Here is a 7469-nt window from a genome sequence, read left to right on the forward strand (position 1 = left end):
TTGTTTGCTGAAATAACTGTTACTGAGGCGACTGTTGCAGTGTCCAGTTCAATACCTGTGAGGCCAACTGATTGCTCGCCAAGCCAAAAGCATCTACCACTTCATTCATCTGTGCGCCCTTAATCGGTTGCCGAACTTCAAAATGTCGCGTCGCCATAATTCTACGATCTGAAATCCGCACCAGTCGGGCATCAAAACGGATCAGCACTTCACTGTTACCCGCTTGATATACCCCCTGAAATGCCGATAAATCGCCGCTCAGCTCAACATCAGCCTGCAGGCTATCATCGTCACTGCTGACCGCAGGAATACGGCCATCAGTGCGGAACTCCTGAATCAGGCGATTACGCACTAAAATAGGAGCCGGATCAGTCCAGCGCGAATTTTTGTAGACCGCTATTTCCTGCCCTTCTGGCTGCACAGCAATACGCGAGCTGTTGATAAACTGATTGGTAGCCGGTTGTGATACTCGCAACGACCAATTTACTGCCTGCGCGCGCGGCGCATTTGCTGCGGGCGGCACGGGTAGTAAGTAAACCTGCGATACCGGGGCACTGGGTAAAATGGTACAAGCTGACAGTAACATCGCCAGTCCGGATAACATCAACAGCCGCGCACCACGACCGGTAGAGTGTATTATCTTCAGAGATATCATCGAGGCGTAAACTCCTGTGTTCTTTCACGGCCACGAAGCAGAGCCGCTGGATTTTCTTCCAAACGGGAAACCGCCGCACGCAATGTGGCTAATGTTCTGCGCAACTCATCAACAGCAGGCCCCAATTCATTCATTCCTTGCATGCCATTATTGAGAGAAGTTTGATTTTCACTGACCAATTTATTGAGAATGATGCTGGTATTTTGTAACGATGCCATAGTCTTGGCAGCATCATTAACCAGTTGCTTACCCTGCCCGTCCATCAATCCATTGGCGTTGCGCAGCAAGCGATTGGTTTGTGCCAGTGTCTCATTAGCTTGTTTGCTGGCCTGCGCCAACTGCTGCAACATGGTGCGAATATCCTGACGTTGATCGGCGACAGTTTGGGTGACCAGTGCGAGATTATCCAGTGTGGTGATGAGCCGCTGCTGATTATCAGGTGCCAATAGCTGGTTTAAGCGCATCAGCACTTCATTGGCGTTACTCATGAAATTCTCGCCATTGGCCAGCAATTGGCTCATCGGTGACGGAGTGGCGATAATAATAGGAATTTCGCCATCTTTACCCTCTAATAACGGGCTTGACGGGGTGCTGCTGCTAAATTGAATATTTGAGGTGCCGGTAATACCAGCAACCGTCAGACGGGCTTGGGTATCCTGGCGGATAGGTGTCGAAGCAGAGACGCGAATACGTGCCCAAACCTTATTAGGGTTCTCACTGTCCAAACGCAGTTGAGTCACTTCGCCAACCCGAATACCACTGTACTGCACGATACTCCCTTGAGACAGACCACTCACCGGTTCATTAAAAACAATATCGTAGAGCTTGAACTGGCGATTAGAGCCGGCGTTTGTCAGCCATAGGCAGAATAACAGCGCAGCACTGACCACAATGAGAGTGAACAAACCAATGACAACATGGTGAGCACGGGTTTCCATTTACAACCTCTCTTCACTATTAATTGCTGCCGCTGCCTGATAAGCAGCCCGGCCACGAGGGCCATGAAAATACGCCTGAATCCAGTCATCATCAGTTGCAGCCACTTTATCTAATGTATCTACCACCAGCACTTTCTTTTGTGACAGCACGGCCACACGATCACACAAGGTATAGAGTGTATCCAGATCGTGTGTCACCAGAAATACCGTAAGATTCAGTGCATCACGCAAGGTGCGGATTAAACTATCAAACGCCGCCGCACCAATAGGATCAAGACCCGCAGTCGGCTCATCGAGAAACAAAATATCCGGGTCTAATGCCAACGCGCGCGCCAAAGCAACACGTTTGACCATCCCGCCCGACAGTGAAGCCGGATATTTACTGCCCGCTCCTGGCGGTAACCCCGCGAGCGCTAATTTAACCTGCGCTAACCGCTCTGCCTCGCCACGGGGTAAACCCGCATTTTCGATTAATGGCAAGGCCACGTTTTCCGTCACCGTCAGAGAACTAAATAATGCGCCTCGTTGAAACAATACACCAAATCGGCGTTCAACTTGGGAACGCGCCTGGCCCGATAGTGTCATTAAATCCTGACCAAACACATGAATCTGCCCAGCCGTAGGGCGACGTAATCCCACGATACTGCGCAGTAGCACTGACTTACCCGTACCCGATCCCCCCACCACACCGAGCACTTCACCGCGCTGCACATCAAGATTAAGATCCTGATGCACGCACTGTTTGCCAAAACAATTCACCAGATTGCGAATTTGAATGATTGGCTCTTGTGTCATTTGGCTCACCATCCCATTTCCATGAAAAATAGTGCTGCGACGGCATCAAGCAAGATCACCACGAAGATTGAATGCACCACACTGGTGGTGGTGTGTACCCCGACAGACTCAGCACTGCCGGTGACTTTGAACCCTTCCAGACAACCAATGATGGCAATCAGGAAAGCGAAAATCGGCGCTTTGCTTATCCCCACCAGAAAATGCTGTAATCCATTGCTGTTTTGCATGATTGATAAAAACATGGTGGGCGAAATATCGAGAGCTAAAGCACAGACCACCATCCCACCGAAAATGCCGCAAACCATACCGATAAAGGTCAACATTGGTAATGAGATTAACAACGCCAATACCCGTGGCAGCACCAATAATTCAACCGGATTTAACCCCAGAGTTTGGATGGCATCGATTTCCTCATTGGCTTTCATCAGGCCGATTTCAGCGGTAAAGGCACTGGCAGTGCGCCCCGCCATTAAAATAGCAGTCAGCAGCACAGCAAATTCACGTAGGAAAGAAAACACCACCAAATCGACAGTAAAAATACCCGCACCAAAAGTGGTTAATACTGTCGCGCCGAGAAAGGCAATGACCGCTCCGACCAGAAACGTCAGTAGCATAATAATAGGAACAGCATTGAGGCCGATTTGCTGAATATTGGCAATCAAGGAGGTCATTCGCCAGCGCGAGGGGCGGAAAATCGTGCTGAATAGCGCTTCAAGAGTCAGGCCGACAAAACCCAGTAACGATTTGATGTCTTGCCATAAATTGTCCATCGACCGGCCAGTGTTCGCCAATAATTCAAGCCAAAATGAAGGTGATTTCTCTGACGACTCTGAGGCTAAATCAGGTAAAACACGGCTAACGGTTTCCAATAAAGTGCGGCGTTCTTCGGGCAGTTTAGGCGCAAGTTCGCGCAGATGATTGATGCGATCTTCACCCAGAAGCAGGGCTAACAGCGTCGCACCAGCGGTATCTAAAGCCCCCAATTGCGTAAGATCAAAGACCACTGACTGAGGCTGACTGGCACGAAATTGCGTGACGACCGGTTCCAAAACGCGGTAATGCGCCAGCACCCAATCTCCTTTGATAGAGACCCGGACAGGTTGAGTTGAACTGTCAATATCGAGTTGTGCTGCGAACGGCCGCGCGGTCATAGAGAAAGCCTTACTCTTTATGGAAATACGGTTTTGACATCATTTATCAATCAAAACCCAAATCACTACCGTGAATAGGTATATCACACACTTAATTAAGAGCAATGGCTAATGAATAAAGAGAGTTAGCAGACTCTAAACCGTTAATAAACAGTTTAATAAAAAAAGAAGTCGTGGATGGGTATCAGGGGCCATTTGGCCCCCTCGGTCAATGTGCAAATTGCCGTATTTTTTTCCCCGGCATCGCAAACCACACTACGGTCGCCAGCAGGATCAACAAACCGCTGGCGGTACCTAATACTAAGCTGTGCGAGGCTGAAAAAGCGAGTTTGGCGCTATTGAGCAGCGCGTCATATCCACCAAGATTATTTACTACCTGAATGGTTTCGCTAATAGAAGCACTGGCCTGTTCCGTTAAGCTGGCGGGCAAATCCTCCGGTAATACAATCGAGGATGTATAGGCCCGCGATAGCATCAAACCAAAGATTGCCACCCCCAAACCTGCGCCTAACTCATAAGCCATACCTTCGACGGCTCCCGCCGCACCAGCTTTTTCTGGTGGAGCGGCGCTCATGATTGCCGCCGTGGAGGCCAGCAGTGAAGCTTCAATACTGAAACCGAGTAATATCATCCATCCCCACGCCAGATATACCTGCGTGGCAAAATCTGTCCAGGCCAACCCAAGAAAACTCAATGAACTGAAGGCGATACCGGCACTGGCGACAGTACGTAATCCCAGCTTGGCCACTAACCATCCCGATAGCGGCCCGCTCACTCCGCTGGCAATCATTAAAGGCAGCAGAAATATGCCCGCTTCAAGTGGACTTTTGCCCAACACAAACTGCAATTCTTGCGTCAGGAGTAATTCAAACCCCACCAGCGTTATCATCGCCGTCATTGCCATTGTTATGCCAACGGCAATAACTCGCTGACTTATCAGACGAAAATCGATCATCGGGGCAGAGGTAGACAATTGATGGCGCACAAAAGCAAATAGCATCACACCACCAAACAAAGCCGTCAGCGACGTCGTCACCGGGTCGCCATTGCCGCGCAGCCCGGTTTTGGCAGCATAGACCAACATCAGGATGGCAGTGATCAACACCAATGCCGGAGCCAATTTCCATGTCTGTTCAGTGCGCATCGGCTGAGTAGGAATAACCACCAATGTGGCAATAACCACCGCGATAATAATAGGAATATTGATTAAGAACACCGATCCCCAATAGAAGTATTCCATTAATAACCCACCGACCAACGGCCCCATCGCCGCGCCCATGGTGCCAATAGCTACCCAAATTCCTAATGCTAAAGCCCGCTCGCGTTCATCAGTAAAAATATGGCGCACTGCGGATAAAGTGGCGGGCAGAATCATCGCCGCGCCAATCGCCAGACAGGCACGCGCAGCAATCAACGCGGCAACCGACGGTGCCAAAGCAGCCCCAAGTGATGCCATACCAAACAGTACCGACCCCAATAAAGCCAGACGTTTAAAACCGATGCGATCGCCCAGTGCCCCCATAGGGAGCAATAAACAGGCCATAACCAACGAGTAAATATCGATGATCCACAGTAACTCGCTGCCAGTAGCAGACAAGGCGATCCCCAGCCGTGGGGCAGCCACATGAAGTACGGTTGCATCAATAGAAACAGGGAGATACATCAGAATAATAACGTAGAAAATCATCCACTTTTTAGACATACAAAACGCTCGGATTAGGCATAAATTAGTGTTGAACACCTGTTCAATTTCGCAATAATAGCGGAAAGTTGAACTAACGTCCAATTCATCACATAATGATGAAAATATTAATGCGTCAGATAAAGGAGTCTCTTTGGCCTATTTGAATCGTGAAGAGCGACATGACACCATTTTGCGCGCTGCGATGCGTGTCGCCATAACCGAGGGGATGAACGCGACCACCGTGCGCCGTGTTGCCAGTGAGGCGGGAGTGGCTGTTGGGCAAGTCCATCATCACTTCACGTCGGTTTCACGACTGCGAGCCGATGCTTTTCTATTATTAGTGAAGCAATCTTTAGCGGCTTTCGCGATAAACAGCCAAAACTTACCGGCCCACGAGCGGGTGCTTCTTGTTCTGGGTTATCCACAAGATGAAGCGGGTAAACGAGAAACGCGTTTATGGAATGAAGTCTCGGTCATGGCCGAACGCGATGACTTGATTAAAGCCGCCTGCGCCACCTCAATGTCGGATTGGCATCAGGCCACCGTCGAGGTGATTGATGCCGGAATAGCCAATAATGAATTCCGTTCAGATATAAGTGCCAGTGATATCGCATGGCGTTTGATTGGGCTGGTCTGTGGTCTGGATGGATTGACACAATTAACCGAATTAGGTTTTTCGGAAACAGAAATACTGCGCCATCTGACCGCCACGATGAAAGCCGAATTACTAAAAAACCCTTAAGCTAACACCAGCCTCAGTTTGTATCTCACTCGGAGTTTTACCCAAGATACAGGCTATAATGGCTATTTGACCCACCTATTCCCAAAATCATTGGCGTTGTGGCAAGCATCTGAAAACTGCTGCAACATCAAGGAAGAACGGGATTTTTGAGAGCCTACTATGACTCAACAATCTACTGTCGCCGATGTTATCTATTACAACGGCATCATTTACACGGCAGATGCCAATAACCGGGTGTGCAGCACCATCGCACTGGGCCAGGGCTATATTCTGGCGACGGGCAATGATGAGCTTATCCCACAATTTTCCGGCCCGAAAACCCAACTTATCGATCTGGCTGGTAAGTTTATGATGCCCGGCCTTATTGACAGCCATATGCACCCGTTTTGGGGGGGCAAACAGCTGATCGGTTGTAATCTCAATTATGCCGCGCTGAGTGTTGAGCAGACGTTGGATATTATCCAAAAGCATCTCGATAGTGATCCCTTTAAAGGTGAAAATGACTGGTTGACGGTGCGAGCCTGGCAGCGACAGGCCATGACACCGGTAGGTGCAGATATGAGCCGTGCCGCCCTCGACTCACTTAATACTCGTCGCCCGGTGGCGTTGTTCTCGAATGACTGCCACACGCTGGCGGCCAATAGTCGCGCGCTTGAGTTGCTGGGGATTGATGAAAATACGCCGGTCCCACCCGATGGCAAAATTGCTCGCGACGCGAACGGCAAACTTACCGGCATTTTGGAAGATGCACCGGCCATGCGCGCCTTTGATAGCATCCCTTCCGCCACGCCAGAAAAGAATGTGCAAATTGCCGCTCATGTGCAGCAAGTCTTAAATGCTCAGGGCGTCACTACGGTGATGGATACCCGTGTATTTGCCGAACAATTAGTGGCTTTCCGCCAATTATATGAGCGCAATGAGCTGACTTTACGCGTTCTGGGTGCCAAAGAAGTGACACCAGACAGCCTGCAAGGGCCGGAAGATGCGGCACGCGTGGTGCAAGAAGTGGTGGAATTTGGTCGCCTGTGGGGAAATGAAGAGTGGACACCCGCGCCGGGGTTTGCTGTTGATCACTTGAAACTGTTTATCGACGGTGTATTACAGCCGCCGACCATGACTGCCGCCCTGCTCGAACCTTATCGTGCCAACCACGGCACGGCAGAAAACCCAGATTGGCAGCCAACTAAACACTATGGCGACCTCTATTTTACCGCGCCAGTCGTCAATGCGGTGATTCTGGAATGCGCCCGTGCTGGCCTTCATCCACACACTCACACCGTGGGTGATGGTGCCATCGAAATGGTGCTGGATGCGGTGGAACAGATGCGAGCAGCCTTCCCTGGCAAAGATATCCGGCCGGGGCTGGCGCACAATGAGCTGGTGGCTGCTCATCAATATGATCGCTTTGCCAAACTGGGGGCGACTGCCGTGCTCTCTTTCCAGTGGGGCGGTTTGCCGGGTGTATTGATTGATGAAGAGCGTGAAATGCTGGGTGAAGCCCGTT

At 50.3% G+C, this 7469-nt stretch carries 7 protein-coding genes; 2 read left to right on the forward strand and 5 right to left on the reverse strand.

Going from position 1 to position 7469, the window contains the following annotated elements; all coding sequences use genetic code 11:
- Nucleotides 1-19: 19 nt before the first annotated feature.
- The 5 genes from ACNSO8_RS17185 to ACNSO8_RS17205 form a co-directional block, all read right to left on the reverse strand.
- A complete protein-coding gene (locus tag ACNSO8_RS17185) occupies nt 20-655 on the reverse strand; it encodes an ABC-type transport auxiliary lipoprotein family protein (RefSeq protein ID WP_019081697.1) in 636 nt (211 codons plus the stop codon).
- Nucleotides 652-1593, reverse strand: coding sequence for an MlaD family protein (locus tag ACNSO8_RS17190; protein ID WP_005158681.1), 942 nt, complete (start codon nt 1591-1593; stop codon nt 652-654). Before ACNSO8_RS17190 ends, ACNSO8_RS17185 begins: the two co-directional genes overlap by 4 nt.
- A complete protein-coding gene (locus ACNSO8_RS17195) occupies nt 1594-2400 on the reverse strand; it encodes an ABC transporter ATP-binding protein (protein WP_013650221.1) in 807 nt (268 codons plus the stop codon).
- Nucleotides 2394-3539, reverse strand: coding sequence for an MlaE family ABC transporter permease (locus ACNSO8_RS17200; protein WP_411928914.1), 1146 nt, complete (start codon nt 3537-3539; stop codon nt 2394-2396). Before ACNSO8_RS17200 ends, ACNSO8_RS17195 begins: the two co-directional genes overlap by 7 nt.
- A gap of 208 nt (nt 3540-3747) precedes the next feature.
- Nucleotides 3748-5241, reverse strand: coding sequence for an MFS transporter (locus tag ACNSO8_RS17205; protein ID WP_050322337.1), 1494 nt, complete (start codon nt 5239-5241; stop codon nt 3748-3750).
- Between the two features lie 133 nt (nt 5242-5374).
- On the opposite strand from ACNSO8_RS17205, the gene ACNSO8_RS17210 reads away from it, so the two are divergent.
- Nucleotides 5375-5965, forward strand: a complete 591-nt coding sequence (locus tag ACNSO8_RS17210) for a TetR family transcriptional regulator (protein ID WP_046050522.1) — start codon at nt 5375-5377, stop codon at nt 5963-5965.
- A gap of 159 nt (nt 5966-6124) precedes the next feature.
- Nucleotides 6125-7469, forward strand: a 1345-nt coding sequence (locus tag ACNSO8_RS17215; RefSeq protein ID WP_418395352.1) for an amidohydrolase, incomplete at its 3' end; no start/stop codon positions are given.

This window comes from Yersinia sp. LJYL362, assembly GCF_048323875.1.

Coding starts and splice junctions, on each gene's coding strand:
- ACNSO8_RS17205 (WP_050322337.1), bottom strand. CDS start 5,241: ATGTCTAAAAAGTGGATGATTTTCTACGTTATTATTCTGATGTATCTC.
- ACNSO8_RS17200 (WP_411928914.1), bottom strand. CDS start 3,539: ATGACCGCGCGGCCGTTCGCAGCACAACTCGATATTGACAGTTCAACT.
- ACNSO8_RS17185 (WP_019081697.1), bottom strand. CDS start 655: ATGATATCTCTGAAGATAATACACTCTACCGGTCGTGGTGCGCGGCTG.
- ACNSO8_RS17195 (WP_013650221.1), bottom strand. CDS start 2,400: ATGGTGAGCCAAATGACACAAGAGCCAATCATTCAAATTCGCAATCTG.
- ACNSO8_RS17190 (WP_005158681.1), bottom strand. CDS start 1,593: ATGGAAACCCGTGCTCACCATGTTGTCATTGGTTTGTTCACTCTCATT.